20 protein-coding genes are annotated in these 18,513 nt (G+C 30.5%); all 20 read right to left on the reverse strand.

All coding sequences use genetic code 11. The annotated features are described in order from the left end of the window. Positions 1-20: 20 nt before the first annotated feature. Positions 21-1,187: a tRNA guanosine(34) transglycosylase Tgt gene (tgt, locus tag ACWI69_RS05750; protein WP_448820894.1), complete on the reverse strand. Its 1,167-nt coding sequence runs from the start codon at positions 1,185-1,187 to the stop codon at positions 21-23. A 9-nt stretch (positions 1,188-1,196) separates the two neighbouring features. Further along, on the reverse strand, positions 1,197-3,377 hold the full coding sequence (locus ACWI69_RS05755; protein WP_448820895.1) for a RelA/SpoT family protein: 2,181 nt from the start codon (positions 3,375-3,377) through the stop codon (positions 1,197-1,199). A 68-nt stretch (positions 3,378-3,445) separates the two neighbouring features. After that, entirely contained in the window at positions 3,446-3,958 is a 513-nt protein-coding gene (locus tag ACWI69_RS05760) for an adenine phosphoribosyltransferase (protein ID WP_448820896.1), read from the reverse strand. A gap of 53 nt (positions 3,959-4,011) precedes the next feature. Next, positions 4,012-4,800: a tetratricopeptide repeat protein gene (locus tag ACWI69_RS05765; RefSeq protein WP_448820897.1), complete on the reverse strand. Its 789-nt coding sequence runs from the start codon at positions 4,798-4,800 to the stop codon at positions 4,012-4,014. Then, a complete protein-coding gene (locus ACWI69_RS05770; RefSeq protein ID WP_448820898.1) occupies positions 4,801-5,460 on the reverse strand; it encodes a DUF502 domain-containing protein in 660 nt (219 codons plus the stop codon). 3 nt (positions 5,461-5,463) lie between these two features. Next, positions 5,464-6,723: a hemolysin family protein gene (locus ACWI69_RS05775; protein ID WP_448820899.1), complete on the reverse strand. Its 1,260-nt coding sequence runs from the start codon at positions 6,721-6,723 to the stop codon at positions 5,464-5,466. A 134-nt stretch (positions 6,724-6,857) separates the two neighbouring features. After that, on the reverse strand, positions 6,858-7,313 hold the full coding sequence (gene accB, locus ACWI69_RS05780) for an acetyl-CoA carboxylase biotin carboxyl carrier protein (protein ID WP_448820900.1): 456 nt from the start codon (positions 7,311-7,313) through the stop codon (positions 6,858-6,860). Between the two features lie 9 nt (positions 7,314-7,322). Further along, entirely contained in the window at positions 7,323-7,763 is a 441-nt protein-coding gene (locus ACWI69_RS05785) for an ACT domain-containing protein (protein WP_448820901.1), read from the reverse strand. A gap of 14 nt (positions 7,764-7,777) precedes the next feature. Continuing rightward, positions 7,778-8,632 carry a bifunctional methylenetetrahydrofolate dehydrogenase/methenyltetrahydrofolate cyclohydrolase FolD gene (gene folD, locus ACWI69_RS05790; protein ID WP_448820902.1) on the reverse strand — a complete coding sequence of 285 codons (855 nt, stop codon included), beginning with the start codon at positions 8,630-8,632 and terminating at the stop codon, positions 7,778-7,780. A 2-nt stretch (positions 8,633-8,634) separates the two neighbouring features. Further along, positions 8,635-9,285, reverse strand: coding sequence for a redox-sensing transcriptional repressor Rex (locus tag ACWI69_RS05795; RefSeq protein ID WP_448820903.1), 651 nt, complete (start codon positions 9,283-9,285; stop codon positions 8,635-8,637). A 24-nt stretch (positions 9,286-9,309) separates the two neighbouring features. After that, positions 9,310-10,242, reverse strand: coding sequence for a methionyl-tRNA formyltransferase (gene fmt / locus ACWI69_RS05800; protein WP_448820904.1), 933 nt, complete (start codon positions 10,240-10,242; stop codon positions 9,310-9,312). A gap of 8 nt (positions 10,243-10,250) precedes the next feature. Further along, positions 10,251-10,682 (reverse strand): type II 3-dehydroquinate dehydratase, encoded by a 432-nt coding sequence (gene aroQ, locus ACWI69_RS05805; protein ID WP_448820905.1) that lies wholly within the window; start codon positions 10,680-10,682, stop codon positions 10,251-10,253. Next, positions 10,679-11,140 (reverse strand): transcriptional regulator NrdR, encoded by a 462-nt coding sequence (gene nrdR, locus ACWI69_RS05810; protein ID WP_448820906.1) that lies wholly within the window; start codon positions 11,138-11,140, stop codon positions 10,679-10,681. Before nrdR ends, aroQ begins: the two co-directional genes overlap by 4 nt. 9 nt (positions 11,141-11,149) lie before the next feature. Then, positions 11,150-11,620: a PTS sugar transporter subunit IIA gene (locus ACWI69_RS05815; RefSeq protein ID WP_023051861.1), complete on the reverse strand. Its 471-nt coding sequence runs from the start codon at positions 11,618-11,620 to the stop codon at positions 11,150-11,152. Next, positions 11,614-12,315 carry a DNA repair protein RecO gene (gene recO / locus ACWI69_RS05820; RefSeq protein ID WP_448820907.1) on the reverse strand — a complete coding sequence of 234 codons (702 nt, stop codon included), beginning with the start codon at positions 12,313-12,315 and terminating at the stop codon, positions 11,614-11,616. Before recO ends, ACWI69_RS05815 begins: the two co-directional genes overlap by 7 nt. After that, entirely contained in the window at positions 12,296-12,865 is a 570-nt protein-coding gene (locus tag ACWI69_RS05825; protein ID WP_448820908.1) for a hypothetical protein, read from the reverse strand. The genes recO and ACWI69_RS05825 overlap by 20 nt, the downstream gene beginning before the upstream one ends. After that, positions 12,862-13,668 carry a rod shape-determining protein MreC gene (gene mreC / locus ACWI69_RS05830; protein WP_448820909.1) on the reverse strand — a complete coding sequence of 269 codons (807 nt, stop codon included), beginning with the start codon at positions 13,666-13,668 and terminating at the stop codon, positions 12,862-12,864. The genes ACWI69_RS05825 and mreC overlap by 4 nt, the downstream gene beginning before the upstream one ends. Before the next feature lie 2 nt (positions 13,669-13,670). Then, complete coding sequence (locus ACWI69_RS05835) at positions 13,671-14,774, reverse strand: M20/M25/M40 family metallo-hydrolase (protein ID WP_448820910.1); 1,104 nt, start codon at positions 14,772-14,774, stop codon at positions 13,671-13,673. A 152-nt stretch (positions 14,775-14,926) separates the two neighbouring features. Next, positions 14,927-16,675: an NADH-dependent [FeFe] hydrogenase, group A6 gene (locus ACWI69_RS05840; RefSeq protein ID WP_448820911.1), complete on the reverse strand. Its 1,749-nt coding sequence runs from the start codon at positions 16,673-16,675 to the stop codon at positions 14,927-14,929. Positions 16,676-16,687: 12 nt separating this feature from the next. Beyond that, positions 16,688-18,475: an NADH-ubiquinone oxidoreductase-F iron-sulfur binding region domain-containing protein gene (locus tag ACWI69_RS05845; protein ID WP_448820912.1), complete on the reverse strand. Its 1,788-nt coding sequence runs from the start codon at positions 18,473-18,475 to the stop codon at positions 16,688-16,690. Between the last annotated feature and the right edge of the window lie 38 nt (positions 18,476-18,513).

Genomic DNA, 18,513 nt, shown 5'->3' on the forward strand with positions numbered 1-18,513 from the left:
TCTTCTTGTTCTCCCTTCTTCTATTCACTAAATTTTATTGGTTTTATCCAATCACTATTTTTTCCCATAGCATAATTTTTTTCAAATTCAGCCTTAAATTCTTTAAATCGCTTCTCTTTTATAGCAACTCGTGAATCTTTCATCAATTTTAATAAAAAATATAAATTATGATATGTTGCTAATCTTCCACCTAATATCTCCTGAGCTTTAAATAAATGCCTTATATAACCTCTTGTGTAATTTCTACATACATAACAATCACATCCCTCATCTAAAGGTCTATTATCTTCAGAATATGATGCATTTTTTATAACAAGTCTCCCATATTTTGTAAATACCGTTCCATGTCTTCCAATTCTAGTTGGTTGTACACAGTCCATCATATCTATTCCTGATGCTACAGCTTCTAGCATATCTAAAGGCTCTCCTACCCCCATTAAGTATCTTGGCTTATCTTCAGGTAATTTCTCTACTATATAATCTAAAATTCTATACATATCCTCTCTAGGTTCACCAACAGCTAAACCTCCTACCGCATATCCTGAAAAATACTCATCCATTTCACTCAATTCGGACAAACTTTTCTCTCTTAAATCTTCATATATTCCACCTTGAACTATTGCAAACAGCCCTTGTTCATCAGGTCTTTTATGTGCATCTACACACCTTTTTGCCCATCTTGTCGTCCTTTCAATAGATGGAATAAGATACTCTTTTGTTGACATTCCGGGTGGACATTCATCAAATAGCATAACTATGTCTGAGCCTAAATTATTTTGAATATTTATTGATTTTTCTGGGGAAATAAAATGTTTAGAACCATCTAAATGTGATCTAAAGTATACTCCTTCTTCCTGAATATTTCTTAAATCTCCTAGACTAAACACCTGAAATCCACCACTATCTGTCAAAATTGGTTTTTTCCAATTCATAAATTTGTGTAATCCACCAAATTTAGCAACTAACTCATCACTTGGTCTTAAATACAAGTGATATGTATTTCCTAAAATTATTTCAGCTCCCATTTCCTCCAACTCTTCTGGTGTCATACCTTTTACTGTTGCCTGAGTTCCTACAGGCATAAATACAGGTGTTTCAATTTCTCCATGGGGAGTCGTTATTTTTCCTATTCTAGCTTTTCCATCTTTATCATATAATTCATACGTTACTGGTAACTTTTTACTCATCTCTTTCTCCTATCTTTCTACTGATATTACATCTTTTATTTTTAATAAATGATTGACTAATTGCTTATACTCATCTTTATTATTTAATTCAACTGTCACCTTTATAATAGCGATTGTATCTAATCCTCTTTTTATATTATAAGAATTCAATGATAATACATTTATCTTATGATTTGAAATCAGTGTTACAACATCCATAAGTATGTTTTGTCTATCTATAGCTTTTATTGTAAAAGCAAATGTATATTTATTTTTTTTCAGTGGAGCCTCTAAAAGTTTTTCATCCCAACGAACATCTATAACTCTTGCAGGATCGTGATTAACCATTGAAATATAATTTGGACAATCTTTTCTATGGATAGCTATACCAGTTAACTTTGTTACATATCCCCCTATATCATCTCCAGGAAGAGGAGTACAACACCTTGCAAATCTTATTAAGGTGTTTTCTGCACCATCAATTATTATTCCTTGATCATCTTTTTTGGCAGATTTTTTCTTTATAGGATCTTTAATGAAATCTTCCAAATTACTTTCTATATAAGCTTTACTTTTTTCCTGTTCCAACTTTAATTTTGCCACAATAACATCAACTTTGCTTTTACTTTCTCCCATATGAAAGTAAAAGTCGTTTAAAGTAGGAATATTATGTTTTTCTAAATGTTTTTTTAAAATTGGGCTTTCTTCAAATTCTTTTAAAGACATTCCTAATTTTCCAACTTCTTTTTCAATTAACTCTTTTCCAATTTTGATATTCTCATCAAATTTTTGATCTTTTAACCATTTTTTTATTTTACTTTTCGCACTTTGTGTAGCTACAATATCTAGCCAATCATTCCCTGGTCCTCTACCTGTTTTAGATGTAATAATTTCGACTCTGTCACCATTATTTAGTTTATAATCTAACGGAACTATTTTTCCATTGACCTTTGCTCCCACACATTTTATTCCAATTTCTGTATGTATATTAAAAGCAAAATCTATTGGTGTAGCCCCTTGAGCTAATTCAACAACATCACCTTTTGGAGAAAATACAAAGACTGTTTCTTTCACTATATCTCCAGTCACTTCTTTTATAAATTCTTCTGTATTTTCTGCTCCCTGACTCAACTCTACAATATTTCTTAGCCATCCATAAACCTGATCTTTTTTGCTTATTTTTTTATTTTCTTTATAACTCCAGTGAGCCGCAACTCCTTCTTCAGCTACTCTATCCATCTCCTCTGTTCTAATTTGAATTTCAACAAATTTTCCTAAAGGACCTACTATTGTTGTGTGGATTGATTGATAGTTATTTGATTTAGGAACGGCAATATAATCTTTGAATCTTCCAGGCACTGGTCTATAATTGCTATGAATAACTCCCAAAGTATTGTAACACTCCGCTTCTGTATTCAAAATTATTCTGATTCCTATTAAATCATAAATTCCGTCAAAATCTTTGCCTTTCTCAAACATTTTTTTATAAATACTATAAAAATGTTTAAATCTTCCTTTTACTTTTGCATAGATTTGAACTTCATTTAATAAGCGTGTTATATTGTCTACCATATCATCTAAGTACTTTTTTCTTTCGTCTTTTTTTTCATCAATCAACGCTTTAATCTCTTTATATTTCTCTGGTTCTAGATAATGAAGAGACATATCTTCTAACTCCCACTTTATTTTAGCTATCCCCAATCTATGAGCCAAAGGAGCATATATGGAAAGTGTTTCTTGAGCTATTCTTTTTTGTTTCTCCGGTGGCATAAATTTCAATGTTCTCATATTATGAAGTCTATCTGCTAATTTTATAATAATGACTCTAACATCTTTTGCCATAGCTATTATCATTTTTCTAATATTTTCATCTTGCTTTTTAGTTCCATTGGGTAGATGATCCAATTTTGTAACACCATCAACAAGATGTGCAACTTCATCACCAAAATTATATTTTATATCTGCAATAGTTATCAATGTATCTTCAACTATATCATGGAGTATTCCAGCTATTATACCCTCCGTATCCATTTTCATATCTATTAATATTTTTGTCACTTCCACAGGATGTATTATATAGCTGTCTCCTGATTTTCTGTATTGTCCTATATGGCATTCTTCTGCAAAAAAGAAAGCCATTTTAATCTTTTCTTTGTCCACTTTTAAGTTATGCTTATCTATTTCACTTTCTATTTCTTGCCAATATTTCATAATACACCTCTTTCCTTAATAATCCTATACAAATAAGGCGACACAAAGCTGTGCCGCCTTAAAAGTTATTAATACTTCATTAGAGTCAATATCGGATAACCTTTTAATTTCTCTTTACCTTTTAAGTCCTCTAGTTCAATTAAAAATGCCAATCCTGCCACTACTCCACCTAACTCTTCTATTAATTTAACCGTAGCTTCTATAGTTCCTCCAGTCGCTAATAGATCATCAACTATTAATACTCTTTGCCCAGGTTTTAAAGAATCTTTATGCATACATAATACATTTGAACCATATTCTAAGTCATATGCGTATTCAACTACTTCTCTTGGTAATTTCCCCGGTTTTCTAACTGGAGCAAATCCAACACCTAAGGCATAAGATACTGGACATCCAAATATAAATCCCCTTGCTTCCGGTCCTACAACTAAATCTATATTGTGCTCTTTTGCAAATTCCACAACCTTATCTGTCGCATATTTATAAGCTTCACCATTTCCCATTAACGGAGTTATATCCCTAAATTTTATTCCTGGTTTCGGATAATCTTCTACCAATGCTACATATTTTTTTAAATCCATGTAATTCCTCCTCGATATTGCCTTTAAAAGCTTCATTATAAATTACACCTATACTAGTTTAAAATTAAATTTAAAGCCTCTTTTTCTTTTATTTTATTTCCATTTTTATAATATATACTTATCAACTTTTCCACTATATCTCTATCAATCTCATTATAAACTAAATAGTTTTTTAAAACTCTTTCTGAGTATTCATCTTTTCTTAATAATAAACTATAAAAATTTGATAATTTAATTGTATTAACTTTGCTATATTTAATTTTATCTTCAATTTTAAGATATGAATCTTTTTTTAGATTATCTATTCTCTCCAAATTATTCAAATAAGAATCAAAAAATAAACTGTTATTAAATATCCCATCATCTTCTATATTTTCATAGTATTTTAAAGAGTTTAAATAATTTCCATTTAAAAATTCTATATATCCTAAAATAAAGTAATCTTGATCATCCATAAAATCTTTTGGAACACTTTTCAAATACTTCGAGCTTTTGCTGTAATTTCTTTTTTCAAAATTTAAATAACTTAAATTCTTTAAAGTTAAATAATCTTTTGGATTAAGTAATAGAGCATTAGTCAAATCCTGTTCAGCTTGAGTAATATTTCCAAGTTGTCCTTCAATTATTGCTTTTTCTCTCAGTGCTATGCTATTTTTACTATTAATTTTTAGTATCTCCTCGTATATCTCTAATGCTTCACCTTTCCTACCTAGAGAGTATAAATTAGCTCCTTTAAGCAGTAAATACTTTTCATTTTTTGTTTCAAGATTTTTTCCTGTTTTTACTACCTCACTACTGCTACACCCAATTAGCACAAAAACTAAAAAAAGATATTTCCGCATTTAGTTCTCCTTTTTATTATTTGGTGGTAATATTACTCCTCCTGAAATTATAAGCTTTATTGCATCATCCACTTTTAAATCTAAGATTCTTATCTCTGATTTTTTTAAAACTACAAACATCCCTGAAGTAGGATTTGGAGATGTCGGTAAAAATACATTACACATTGGTTCACCAGTTACTTCTTCAACAAAATGGTTTCCATCTGAAGTCATAAATCCTATACTATAAATTCCACGCCTAGGATATTCAAACATTACGACTTTTTGGTATGATTTTTGTCTATCTGATGCGAATAAAGATATTATCTGAGTTATTGTACTATAAATTTGACTAAATAGCGGTATTTTTGCCAAAAGGTTATTTAAATAACTTCCTATTTTTTTAAATAAAAATATTCTCATAGCTGTTCCAATCGCTATCAACAACAATATCAATGTAACAAATGACAAGACATTTATCAATATTTGAGTGTATAGTTGAAGATCTTGCTCTTTTCTCAACCCAGTTTGTAAAACAAGTGTTCTTATCGCTACTGTTAAAAATGAATCTTGTAATAAATTTAAGAAAATCTGAAATATCCAGTTAAAAATGTACACTGTAATCACTATAGGTAATATAGCAATCAACCCACTATAAAAACTGGCTTTTACTCTTTTCATCTTTTATTCTCCTCTTTGTATCTCTACCTTAGACACTCTCATCTTTTCAACTTCAACTACCACTAATCTGACATTTTGAAAGTCTACAATATCACCTATTGCAGGAATTTTCCCAAGTTCTGACATTATAAGCCCACCCAGACTTTCATAGTCCTCTGATATTGGTAAATCAATATTCAAGTTCTTATTTATTGTTTCTATGTCAAGCATTGCATCAACTTCATATCTATTGTCGTCAATCTCTTTTATACTCTCTTCCTCTTCGTTGTCAAATTCATCTCGAATCTCTCCAACAATCTCTTCCAATAAATCCTCTATTGTTAAAATTCCTCCGATACCACCATATTCATCCAATACAAGAGCAATATGAACTTTTTTACTTTTAAACTCCTGTAAAATTTCTATGATTGATTTTGTTTCAGGAACAAAATAAGCCTCTCTTACTAACTCCTTAATCTGAGTATCAGTGCTATGTTCTTTTAAATAGTTTAAAACATCTTTAGTGTATAAAACTCCTATAATATTATCAATAGTATCTTCATAGACAGGTATTCTTGAAAATCCAGCTTCTATCATTTCATCCCAAATATCATCTAAAGTTTTATTTCCTTCAACCGCAAACATTGAAGTTCTTGGAGTCATGATCTCTTTTGCATTAGTCTCACCCAATCCCACAATCGAATGAATCATTTCTTTTTCTTCTTCCTCTATAATACCTTCAGCTTCACCTACATTTACAAAAGATATTAAATCCTCCTCTGTAAACATTATATTTTCAGTTTTTACTTCAACTCCTAAAATTCTACCAATTAATATTGAGGTCCACATCAAAACTTTTACAATTGGTTTCATTATTACACCAAAATAATACATTGGAGCAATTACTAGTTTTGAAAATCCTTTAGAATTATTTTTGGCCATTATTTTCGGTGTTATCTCTCCAAATATAAGAATTAAAACTGTCATAATCCCTGTTACAATAGCTAAACTCCTAGGAGAATTTCCCATTATATTAATTGCTAAAGCAGTAGCAATAGATGATCCTAAAATATTTACTATATTATTCCCTAAAAGCATCCCTGTTAAAATCTCATTTGGACTTTTTAACCACTTTTTTAATAAATGTGCTGTTTTCTTATTCGACTTCTCTATATCTTCTAAATCTGTTGTTTTAAAAGATGTCAATGCTGTTTCCGAGGCTGAAAAAAAACCAGATAGTAAAATTAATACAACTAATATAATAATATCACGATACGTGTCCAACTTTATAATACACCTTCCTTATTTTTTAAATTGAATGCTTACATATTCTACCATAATTCTCCATAAAAAACAACATACTGTGCTTTTTAAAATATAGTTTGGTAACGAATAAAAAGGAAAGCTGTTCGCTTTCCTTATTTTACTAAAAATAATACATCTCCTTTTTTAACCACTTTTCCATTTTCAGCTTTTAAAGCCACAATAGTTCCAGCCACTGGAGATTTAACTTCATTCATCATTTTCATAGCTTCTACTATACATACAGTGTCACCTATTTCAACCTTATCACCTATTTTTATAAAATCTTCAGAATCTGGTGATGGAGCTGAATAGTATGTCCCAACCATTGGTGAGATTATCTCTTTTCCTTCTAAAATTTCCAAAGGAGTGTCAATCTCTTCTATTTGTATTTCCTTGCTATGTACAATAGGCTGTTCAGCATACCTGATTGTTGATGTTATCATTTCTTGTCTCAATTCTTCTTTTTTCATAGTAAGTTTTGTTCCATCAATTTCTACACTAATTTCAGAAAGATTATGCTCTTCTATACTTTTAGCCAATTTTTTTATGCTTTCTAAATCTAATTTCATTACTCCTCCTTAATTACTTCCTATTACTCTTAATTCCTTTACAGAATCTAAAGCACTTATTTTTTCTAACATCTCTTCTATTTTTCTAAGTAGATTTTCTGTTGTTTGTATCGAAATAGTCACTCTGCTTACCCCATCTATTGCTATATTTTGAACAATTGTCAAAATATTCATTTGTTCTCCTGCTATAATATCTAAAACTCTCGCTAAAATTCCAGGTCTATCTACCAAAGATAGGTGTATACTAAATACCTTTTCTTTTCCACCTTCAAAAAATGGTTTGATATAATCCTTATATTTATAGTATGTACTTCTACTTATTCCAACCCTTTTTATTGCTTCATATTTCGATATTCTTTCAGCTTGAACAATTTCATTTACTTTTATAACACTTTGAATTGAATTTGGTAGTATCCTCTTATCTACAATATAAAATTCTTTCTTATCCATTTCTAAACTCTCCCCTATATTTTTTTTCCAATTTTGAATGCCTTCAGTGTATTATTAAGCAGCATTGCTATAGTCATAGGACCTACTCCCCCTGGAACAGGTGTCATATACGATACCTTTTCTTTTACAGATTCAAAATCTACATCTCCACAAATTTTATTATTTTCATCTCTATTTATTCCTACATCTATTATAATAGCACCCGTTTTAATCATATCCCCTTTTAAAAAATTGGCTTTTCCAATAGCTACTATTATAACATCTGCATTTTTTGTTTTTTCTGTAAGATCTTTTGTCTTACTATTACAAACCGTTACTGTCGCTCCTTCATTTATCAGAAGTGCTGTCATGGGCTTTCCAACAATATTACTTCTTCCTATAACAACGATATCTTTTCCTTCTAAAGCTATCTCATACTCTTCAAATAATTTCAATATACCTGCTGGGGTACAGGAAATCAGTGCTGTTTCATCTCCCAAAACAACTTTCCCTAAATTTTCTGGCTTAAAACCATCTACATCTTTATTTATATCTATTGCTTCTATTACTTTTGGTGTATCTATATGATCTGGCAATGGTAATTGAACCAGTATTCCATCAATTGTTTCATCCCTATTTAACTCTTCTATTTTCTCTAAAATCTCTTTTTCTGTCACTTCTGCCGACATAATAAAATTTTTCGATTCTATTCCTACCTCTTTACATTGTTTAATCTTAGAATTAACATAAATTTTAGATGCTAAGTTATCTCCCGCCTGTATTACTGCCAGTCCCGGAACTATGCCTTTAGCTTCTCTTATTTCAGCTATCTCTTTTTTTATTAAATCTCTTACTTTTTGAGATACATATTTACCATCTAAAATCTTCATCACTATTCCGCCTTTTTCTTCCAGTAATTCAATTCTTGAAGCTTTCTATTTAAGTCTATGTGTTCAATCACAACATCCTTTGATACCTTTATCTCTAGAGAAGTCATATTGAGTATAGCCTTTATACCAGATTGAATAACTATGTCTGTCACCTGCTGAGCTATAGATTTACTCTCTGTTATAATTGCCATATCTATTTTTTTCTCAGATGCAACTTTCGGTATATCACTTACACTACTTATTTTTATACCTTTATACTCTTTACCAATTCTGCTCTTTGTAATATCAAAAATTCCCACAATATTAAATCTTGGCTTTTCTATATCACCCTCTAGTAAAATAGCATTCCCCAATTTTCCAGCTCCAACAATAATTACATTATTTTGTTTGTTTATTCCTAATATATCCTCAATCATTTCACAAAGACACTTTACATTATACCCCTTGCCCCTTATTCCTATACAACAATCTAAATCCATTATAAAATTTGAAAGATCTTTTCTGATTTGAGCAGCTGTTACTCCTAACAGAACTCCCATCTCTTCCGACGATATATAATCATCTGGTGAAAATTTCTCCAAACATTTTAAATACATTGTTAGCCTTTGTATAGTTTTTCTTGAAATTTTTTCTCTCTTTTCTGAAGTCTTCATTATTTAACTTCTCCCCCTATTTTTTTATTTTAAAACTTCACCTATTTTAAATAGATTTCCGTTTATACTATCTTTCCCAGATATATTTTTTTTATTCTCAGGTTTAATCTCAATCAAAATTATACTACCTTCACCCACTTTTACTACAAATCCCTTCCCTTTAATTGAATCTACTATTTCACCATTTTCCCCATTTTCATAGACTCTATCAAATTTTTCAACAGCGTAAACTTTTAAAATTTTATCATTATGATATGTATATGCTGTTGGAAATGGATTCATTCCTCTTACAAAATTAAAAATTTCCTCTTTATTTTTATTCCAATCAATCAAACAATCTATTTTTTTATATGGCTTCACAAATGTTGCTAACTCATGGTTCTGTTTTTCTCTTTTTGCTATCCTTTTTTCTATTTGATCAACTGCCTCATTTAACTTTTCAGCCCCTATATCTTTTAACCTGTCATGAAGTGTTAAAAAAGTGTCCTCTTCATGAATTGGAGTAGTTCCTTTCAGTATAATATCACCGGCATCTAACTCTTCAGCGATATCCATAATAGTGACACCTGTTTCTTTTTCTCCAGCTATTATTGCAGCATTAATTGGTGCTGCACCTCTAAATTTTGGAAGTAATGATGAGTGCACATTTATTATTCCAAATTTTGGAAAATCAATTATATTATTTGGTATTATTTTTCCATATGCAACTACAACAATTAAATCCGGATTCAACTCTTTTACTAAATTAAACGTTTCTTCTGATTTCAGCGAATTAGGCTGATAAACAGGTATATTATTTTTCATCCCGTATTCTTTAACAGGTGTATATTTTATTTTTTTTCCTCTGGTATTAGGCTTATCTACCTTTGTGAATATTCCAACTATATCATGCTTCTTTCTTAATATATCCAATGATGGAACTGCAAACTCTGGTGTTCCCATAAATAAAATTCTCATTTTGCCTCCTACTTCTTTAAACTACTCAAATATTGAAGAGCCATTTTATAACCTTCAGAACCAAACCCAGCAATTTTTCCTATACATATATCCGATATTACAGATTTATGTCTAAATTCTTCTCGAGAATACACATTAGATAAATGAACTTCTATTGTTTTTAAATTAGTCGACAAAATTGCATCTCTTATTCCTATTCCATAATGCGTCAATGCTCCAGGATTTATTATTAAATAATCAATTTTTTTATAACTTTCTTGTATCTTGTCAATTATATAACCTTCATGATTAGATTGAAAAAATTCTATTTTCATTCCAGAATCCATACCGAACTCTTTGATTTTACCATTGATTGATTCTAAAGTTTCATTCCCATATATTGTAGGTTCTCGTTTTCCCAAAAAATTTAAATTTGGTCCATTTATTATTAAAATATTCATATCTCTTTATCCTTTTTTATATCCTCCACAACATCTATAAAAGATTTTATGTCATCAAACTCTTTGTATACAGACGCGAATCTGACATATGCCACTTCGTCTAATTCTTTTAATTTCTTTAGTACAAGTTCGCCTACTTCCTGTGTTGTTATCTCATTTTTCAAAGTATTTTGTATCACTTTTTCCACATCAGCAATAAATCGCTCTAAATCATCTCTACTTATATTCCTTTTGTTAGTTGCTCTTTCCAATCCTCTTAAAAGCTTTTCTTTATTAAATTTTTCTCTACTTTTATTTTTCTTTACAACATAAATTGGATTTTCTTCTATTCTTTCATAGGTAGTAAATCTTTTTTCACAGCTATTACATTCCCTTCTTCTTTTTATGGAGTTGTTCTCAGAAAATGCTCTACTATCTATTACTTTTGTGTCTTCACTATTGCAAAATGGACATCTCATACTCTCTCCCTACAAAGCTTCCTCTTTGTCTATACACTCTAACACCTCTTTTGCATTTTCACAGTTTAAAAGCTTTTCTCTAAAATTTTCATCTCTTATTAGTCTTGAAATTCTCGCTAATACTTTTAGATAAATTTGACTATCCTTAAATGGTGATGCGAATACAAAAAATATTTTTACTTTCTCTTGATCTAAAGATTTAAAATCTACTCCTTCTTTACTTATTCCAAAAGCTATTGTTAAACTTTCCGCTGCATCAGTTTTGGCATGTGGTATTGCTACCCCTTTTCCTATCCCCGTACTCCCTAGATTTTCTCTTTCCAAAAGAGCTTTATATATAACATCCTTTTTCTCTATTTTCTCTGATTTTCCTATTAAAGCAGACAGTTCTTTTAAAGCTTCATCTTTATTTTTAGCTTTTAGATTAAGTAATATTAGTTCTTCTGACATATAGTCAGTTATTTTAACTATGTTTAACATGAGTAACCTCCAAATAAATGTTTCTTTAGACTTAATTTTGTATCTAAATGATAATTTATATATTTTTCATAAAGAATGATAGCATCAACCAAAGTGTTTAGTTCTATTTTTTTTTCATTTTCTACCTTTTTCTCTAGATTTGCCAATACCTCAAATAAATCTTTTTTTAGGGGTATAACTTTATCATCTCCAAAATCTGTTATAGCTGATTCTGAAATACTGAAATATTTATCTCCTAATATATCTATTCTATACCCTTCATTTTTTATAATCCAATTCATCATCTTTAAAAGCATAATAAAATTATTATAATTTTCATTTTTTATAATAAAATACAAAGCCTTTTCTATTCTTTGGAAAAACTCTTTTTTTCTCTCTCCTGGCAAAACCACTTCATTAATGACAGAGAGAATATAAGATACTATTTCCAATTTCTCTATATTTTTTTTCAAATCATAAAAAAATTCTATTGAATCAATTGTGTTTAATATAAAATTATCACCTTTTTTATAAAATGTAAAATTTGATAGAGTTAATAAATCCACCGAACTTTGGTCTCTTTTTTTACTTTTTCTAATCCCTTTAACTAAAAGATCAATCTTTCCGAAATTTTCAGAAAAAACAGTTATGATTCTATCCCCTTCACCAAAATCTATTTTTTTTATCACTAACCCTTTAGTTTTTATAAACTTCATTTTTTAGTTCCTTTCTCTTAAGGTCACTATTAACTTTTGTATCTTTCAAATCTAAATCAGCGACTTTACTTTCTCTTTCAAATATCTCCATTTTAATTGGTAATAGATATCCGTCTATCTTTTTATATTCTTTTATTTTTATTTTATAAGTATCTTTATATTTTAACTCTTTCACTTTCTCTAAATAATAATTATCTATAAAACTTTTATCATTTTTATCTTTATTTTTTAAATCTTTTATAATTGATAAAAAATTACTCACGTCTTCACTATTATTTTCAGATACTTCATCAAACAATGGAATATATACTAATGATTTCTCATTTTCATATTGAAATATCTCTCCTTTATTGACAGTTGGAGAGATTACCTCTTTTCTCAGATAATCTGGTGAGATATACTCAATTTTATATTCCTTCACTTTTTTATTTCCATTCAAATAGATTGTTTCTTCTACTGTAGCATATATATCTTTTATATCTGAAATTCTATTTGGTGATGAGAAAATAGATGTCCCCACCAATAAAAATACAACTATTTTTTTTATCATCTATCCACCTCTGTGAGAACTATTATCTCATTCATATCCATTATATTGAAAGGTAATTTTACAAGATATTCAACATTGTTCTCATACTTCTTTTTTATTTCACACACTTCACCAATATATAATCCCTTTGGATATATATCACTGATTCCTGAAGTATAAACTTTGTCTCCCACAGCTAACTGTGCTTCATGAAATGATACAGGTTCAAATATAAGTTCATCACTTCTATTTCCCTTCACTATTCCTACCGTATTCCCTGCTGCAGTTGCACTAACTATCGAATTTTGAAAAGTTATCATTTGAACAATAGAGTAGTTCTTAAAAACCTTTTCAACTTTTCCTATTAGAGATTCATTAAATAAAACAGGCATATTCTTTTCTATTCCATCTGCCTCACCAATGTTTATGGCAAAACTTTCATACATCTCTCGAGTCTGTTGAAAACTTATTTTTCCGACCTTAAAATTAAATTTAAAATGATCTTTCATGTTAAGAAGCTCTCTCAGTCTATCGTTCTCTTCCAGTAACTTTTGATTTTTCTCTTCAACCAATGATTTCTCCACCAAGGTATGCTTTAATTTATTATTCTCGTTTAATAGTTCTTTATAATTTATAACACTCTCTGTGCTCTCTTTAGCCTTTTTACCTAAAAAATATATCCGCGATTGAAAAGGTAATAAAATCTCTTCTATCTCTGTCATTGTGTACATAAATACATCTTTTGCAAAAAAAACTACAACCATTAAAATTATGAATACATATATAATGTTTAATACTTTACTCTTTTTTCTTCCTATTTTCATCTCTATCCTTTTACAATTTCAACTAATATTTTTGATAAATCTACTAAATCTTTTATCTCGATATACTCCTCTAAAGTATGAACTTTTGTCATTCCAACAGCTAAATTTACACTTTTAACTCCCTTACTATTGTAAATATTTGTGTCACTACCTCCACCTGAAGATGCTGTTTCACTTTTAATTCCAACCTTTTCACAAGCTGTTTTTACAATTTTCACAATCTCTTCACAATCTTCTAATGAAAATCCAGGATACTCGATCTTTACATTATTTTCCAATATTGCCCCAAACTCATTACAAACTTTTTGGAATATATCAAATGTTTCATTTATCAAAGTATTCAACTTTTCGTTTGATAAACTTCTTGCTTCATAATCCAACTCTATTGACGGCATAACAATGTTCGTTGCCTGACCTCCTTTTACAACTCCTATATTCGAAGTTGTTTCAGCGTCAATCCTTCCTAATTTTATTTTAGTTATTGCATGCGCTGCAACTGTTAAAGCATTTATCCCATTTTCTGGTGAAATACCAGCGTGTGCCGGTTTTCCTATAATTGTTATTTTTCCTCTAGCAGCTGATGGGGCCTTTGTAATTATCTTCCCTGGTTTTCCACTTGAGTCCAGTATGAATCCAAAATCTACACCATAGCTATTGATATCAAAAGATTTCGATCCCAGTAGCCCTATCTCTTCTCCCATAGAAAAAACTACAACTATCTCTGGATGGTCCAAATTATTTTCTTTTATCACTCTTAACATCTCTATAATAGCAGCAATTCCACCTTTATCATCTCCCCCCAATATAGAAGTCCCATCTGATTTTATTATATCATTTTCTATTACTGGAACTACTTTTTCACAGGGTACCACTGTATCCATATGAGCACTGAATAATAATCTTTTCTTTCCTGGTGCTCTTAAAATTCCAATTATATTCCCACAGTTTCCACCATTTACTTCTCCTGCATTATCTTCCCTTACTTCTAACCCTAACTCCTTTAATATTTTTAATAAATAATCCCCCATAGCTCTCTCATTTTTTGAAGGAGATGAAATTTTTACCATATCTAAAAAATTTTCTACCAATCTGTCCTTTTTTATCATTTGCCCTCCCACAGGTTATCTTTCTTTTTAATATTCTTCTATAAGATTATATTACATTGTCATTCCTTTGTAAAGAGTTAAAGGTAATAAAAAATAACAGTAGTTAGGTACTACTGTTATTTTTTTCTAATATAGTTGCATTATTTTAAATCCTATTTAGAGTAATATTTTGTATGTAATATTCTATGGGCTTCTGAACTCAATGGATGCTCTAAATATTTTTCATATAATGATTGGATATATGGATTTTCATGTGATTTCCTAAAAATCTTTCCATTGTCTATACTCTGTAATCCCTCTGCTCTTTTTATAATTTTTTCGAAATCTCCGTGATGATATGGCTGGCCTCCTCCACCGACACATCCACCTTTACACGCCATAATTTCTATCGCATGAAAAAATTCCTCCCCATTTTTAACTTTATCCAAGATATCTCTAGCTGCTGATAAACCATTTGCTATTCCTATTTTTACAATAGTATCCCCAACTTTAACCTCACTTATTTTTATACCTTCCATTCCTCTCATAGATTTGAAATCTACATCCTCTAATGTTTCATTTGTCACCCATTCATATAAAGTTCTTGTTGCTGCCTCAATAACTCCACCTGTTCTACCAAAAATAACTGCTGCTCCTGTTGAATACCCCAAAGGATTATCAAATTCTGATTCTTCAAGTTTTCTTAAATCTATATTTGATTGCTTTAAAAGATGAGCTAATTCTCTTGTAGATATTGAATAGTCAACATCCGGTATACCATCTGTTATAAATTCTGGTCTTGATGACTCATATTTTTTTGCTAAGCAAGGCATTATAGAAACATTTATTATCTCGTCTCTTTTAACTCCTCTTGCTGGTCCCCAAATATTTTTCAATACCGCTCCAAACATTTGCTGTGGTGACTTTGCTGAAGAAGGTATATCCAACATATCTGGATAATGATGCTCAATAAAATTAACCCAAGCTGGGCAACACGATGTTAAAATCGGAAGTTTTACATCTTTATTTCCACTTAAATATTTTTCTAATCTTTGTTTAAACTCTGCCGCTTCTTCCATTATAGTTAAATCCGCTGCAAAATCTGTATCAAACACATCATCAAAACCTAATTTTTTTAACGCTGTTACTAACTTTCCAGTTACATCTGTTCCTGGTTCGTAACCAAATTCCTCACCGATAGCAACTCTCACTGCAGGTGCTACTTGAACCGTAACTCTTTTTCTTGGATTTGCGATATCTTTTATAAGTCCCCATGTATAGTCCTTTTCGTACAATGCACCAACTGGACATACAGCCACGCACTGCCCACAGAATGTACAATTAGTCTTGTCTAAATCTGATTCAAAAGCTGTTGAAACAACTGATTTAAACCCTCTATTGATAGCTGATAAAACTTGACATTTTTGAATATTATTACACATATTTTCGCATCTTCTACACATAATACACTTGTCTAAATCTCTAACTATTGATGGCGAAATCTCTCTTCTATATTCAAATATTTTTCCTTTGAATCTTATATCTCTAATTCCAAACTCCATTGCTAAAGTTTGTAAATCACACTTTCCATTCTTAGCACATATTAAACAATCTGTTGGATGGTTTGATAGCATCAATTCCAATACATTTCTTCTTTTTTCTAAAACTTCCATAGTATTAGTATTTATTATCATTCCCGGTGATATCGGAGTTGCACAAGCTGGAACTAAGTTTTTCCTCCCTACAACTTCAACTACACATATCCTGCAAGAAGCACAATCATTTTTAAAGCCAATCTCTGGAATATTCATATAACATAAGCTTGGTATTTTTATTTCAGCTGTTTTAGCTGCTTCTAATATTGTTGTTCCCGCTAAAGCTTCTACTTCTTTACCATCTATTATAACAATAACATTTTTCATAAATTCCCTCCACTAAGCTATATCTATTGCACTAAACTTACAAGCGTTATAACAAGCACCACATTTTATACATCTACTTTGATCTATAACGTGTCTCTCTTTTACTTTTCCTTCAATACAAGCAACAGGACACACTCTTGCACATGCTGTACATCCCACACACTTATCATTAATTAGATATCTTCTTAAAGCTTGACACTGTCCAGCTCTACATTTTTTATCATATATATGCTCTAAATATTCGTCTAGGAACTGACTTATTGTGGATAAAACAGGATTTGGTGAAGTTTGTCCCAATCCACAAAGAGAAGTTGTTTTTATAGTTTGAGACAACTCTTTCAATAGGGCTATATCTTCCTCTCTTCCTTCTCCTTTTGTTATTCTATCTAGAATTTCCCATAATCTAGTGTTTCCTATTCTACATGGTGCACATTTCCCACAAGATTCATCAACAGTAAATTCTAAATAGAACTTTGACACTGCAACCATGCAATCATCCTCATCCATTACTATCATTCCACCTGATCCCATCATAGATCCTTTAGCTAAAAGAGTATCAAAATCTATTGGAGTATCCAAATCCTTTTCTGTTAAGCATCCTCCAGATGGTCCACCTGTTTGAACAGCTTTAAACTTTTTATTATTCTTTATTCCACCACCAATCTCAAAAATAACTTCCCTTAGAGTTGTTCCCATAGGAACTTCTACCAAACCAACATTATTTATTTTCCCAGCCAAAGCAAATACTTTTGTTCCCGGAGAGTTTTTTGTTCCAATGCTTCTAAACCACTCTACTCCTTTTAGAATTATTTGAGCAATATTTGCTAAAGTTTCAACATTATTCACAACCGTCGGTTTTCCCCAATACCCTGATTCAGCCGGATATGGTGGTTTTGTTGTTGGTTCTCCTCTTCCTCCTTCCATTGAGTGTATCAGTGCAGTTTCTTCCCCACATACAAAAGCTCCAGCACCATATTTTATCTCAATATCAAATTCAAAGTTCGTTCCAAATACCTCTTTTCCTAACATTTTATGCTTTCTAGCCGTGTCGATAGCTTTTCTAAGTCTTTCTATTGCCAAAGGATACTCTGCTCTTATGTAAACTAACCCTTTTGTTGCTCCTATAGCATACCCTGCAATGGCCATCCCTTCAATTACACTATGTGGATCTCCCTCTAAAATAGATCTGTCCATAAAAGCACCCGGATCTCCTTCGTCAGCATTGCACACTACATATTTTTGATCTGATATATTTTTAGAGGCAAATTCCCATTTTAAACCTGTTGAATATCCTCCTCCTCCTCTTCCTCTCAAACCTGAATCTTTAGTCACTTTTACAACACTTTCTGGAGTCATTACTGTCAATACTTTTTTTAAAGCTGCGTAACCTTCAGCTGCTATATATTGCTCAATTGATTCTGGATCTATAGTTCCACAATTTTTAAGAGCAATTCTAACTTGCTTTTTATAGAACTCCATATTTTCCCCTTCAAAAACTCTCTCCCCGCTCTTAGGATCAATATACAATAATTCTACAATTTTTTTCTCACTAATTATGTCTTCTACTATAATTTTTTCTGCATCTTCTGGTTTTACTTCAATATAAAATGTATTTTCCGGCATTATTTTTACTATAGGTCCTTTTTCACAAAATCCAAAACATCCTGTTTGGATAACTTCTACTTCATTTTTTAATCCATGCTCTTTAATTGAATTTCTTAGTTTTTCTACAATTTGTTCTCCTCTTGCAGACAAACAACCAGTACCACCGCAAACAAGTATTTTCTTTTTCTCTTTCATAATTAGCCTCCTAAAATACTTTTAATGTAATATCGTTC

It is taken from the genome of Cetobacterium sp., from assembly GCF_977044495.1.

Coding starts and splice junctions, on each gene's coding strand:
- tgt (WP_448820894.1), bottom strand. CDS start 1,187: ATGAGTAAAAAGTTACCAGTAACGTATGAATTATATGATAAAGATGGA.
- ACWI69_RS05755 (WP_448820895.1), bottom strand. CDS start 3,377: ATGAAATATTGGCAAGAAATAGAAAGTGAAATAGATAAGCATAACTTA.
- ACWI69_RS05760 (WP_448820896.1), bottom strand. CDS start 3,958: ATGGATTTAAAAAAATATGTAGCATTGGTAGAAGATTATCCGAAACCA.
- ACWI69_RS05765 (WP_448820897.1), bottom strand. CDS start 4,800: ATGCGGAAATATCTTTTTTTAGTTTTTGTGCTAATTGGGTGTAGCAGT.
- ACWI69_RS05770 (WP_448820898.1), bottom strand. CDS start 5,460: ATGAAAAGAGTAAAAGCCAGTTTTTATAGTGGGTTGATTGCTATATTA.
- accB (WP_448820900.1), bottom strand. CDS start 7,313: ATGAAATTAGATTTAGAAAGCATAAAAAAATTGGCTAAAAGTATAGAA.
- ACWI69_RS05785 (WP_448820901.1), bottom strand. CDS start 7,763: ATGGATAAGAAAGAATTTTATATTGTAGATAAGAGGATACTACCAAAT.
- folD (WP_448820902.1), bottom strand. CDS start 8,632: ATGAAGATTTTAGATGGTAAATATGTATCTCAAAAAGTAAGAGATTTA.
- ACWI69_RS05795 (WP_448820903.1), bottom strand. CDS start 9,285: ATGAAGACTTCAGAAAAGAGAGAAAAAATTTCAAGAAAAACTATACAA.
- fmt (WP_448820904.1), bottom strand. CDS start 10,242: ATGAGAATTTTATTTATGGGAACACCAGAGTTTGCAGTTCCATCATTG.
- aroQ (WP_448820905.1), bottom strand. CDS start 10,682: ATGAATATTTTAATAATAAATGGACCAAATTTAAATTTTTTGGGAAAA.
- nrdR (WP_448820906.1), bottom strand. CDS start 11,140: ATGAGATGTCCATTTTGCAATAGTGAAGACACAAAAGTAATAGATAGT.
- ACWI69_RS05815 (WP_023051861.1), bottom strand. CDS start 11,620: ATGTTAAACATAGTTAAAATAACTGACTATATGTCAGAAGAACTAATA.
- recO (WP_448820907.1), bottom strand. CDS start 12,315: ATGAAGTTTATAAAAACTAAAGGGTTAGTGATAAAAAAAATAGATTTT.
- ACWI69_RS05825 (WP_448820908.1), bottom strand. CDS start 12,865: ATGATAAAAAAAATAGTTGTATTTTTATTGGTGGGGACATCTATTTTC.
- mreC (WP_448820909.1), bottom strand. CDS start 13,668: ATGAAAATAGGAAGAAAAAAGAGTAAAGTATTAAACATTATATATGTA.
- ACWI69_RS05835 (WP_448820910.1), bottom strand. CDS start 14,774: ATGATAAAAAAGGACAGATTGGTAGAAAATTTTTTAGATATGGTAAAA.
- ACWI69_RS05840 (WP_448820911.1), bottom strand. CDS start 16,675: ATGAAAAATGTTATTGTTATAATAGATGGTAAAGAAGTAGAAGCTTTA.
- ACWI69_RS05845 (WP_448820912.1), bottom strand. CDS start 18,475: ATGAAAGAGAAAAAGAAAATACTTGTTTGCGGTGGTACTGGTTGTTTG.